The organism is Streptomyces fildesensis (genome assembly GCF_016107395.1).
Lineage (GTDB): Bacteria > Actinomycetota > Actinomycetes > Streptomycetales > Streptomycetaceae > Actinacidiphila > Actinacidiphila fildesensis.
The window spans coordinates 1-416 of record NZ_JAAIKO010000198.1 but is presented as its reverse complement, the minus strand read 5'-3'; the positions used below and the strand labels follow the sequence as shown (position 1 = coordinate 416).

The following is a 416-nucleotide window of genomic DNA, read 5'->3' as shown; positions in this document are numbered from 1 at the left end:
CACCTGGCACCTCCCGCGCCGCCATCCCCGCGATCTTCTCCACCACGCCGTCCGCGATGGTTGTCCTGCCCCGGGTCGCCGCAACCGCGTCCGCTCCGGTCTTTCCCTGCAAGGTCGTCGCGCCAGAAGCATGAGGATCGCTCTTGGCTGCGCTCGTCGCCTCCGTCACGGGAAGCCACCTCCTCGATCAGGCGGACCCCAAAGGCCCGCGAAAGTATCGGCCACACACCTACTCCTACCCGCCCAGGCCCGGACCCGCTCGTTGGGGGTCCGGTCGCGCCGGGCACCGGGTATCGCGGTCATCGCAGGTTGCCTCTCCTCGAACCTCGACGCGACCGAGACCAGCGCACCGCGGCGAAGACCCAGGTGGCCACGAAGAGCACGATGGCGATGACCAGCAGGTATCCCAGCCCCTC

The 416-nt window shown here is 69.2% G+C and carries 1 pseudogene; it reads right to left on the bottom strand.

Annotated features, from left to right (window positions below):
- A pseudogene (locus tag C6N31_RS44895) lies at positions 1 to 169 on the bottom strand (Asp23/Gls24 family envelope stress response protein); the annotation flags it as partial.
- Between the last annotated feature and the right edge of the window lie 247 nt (positions 170 to 416).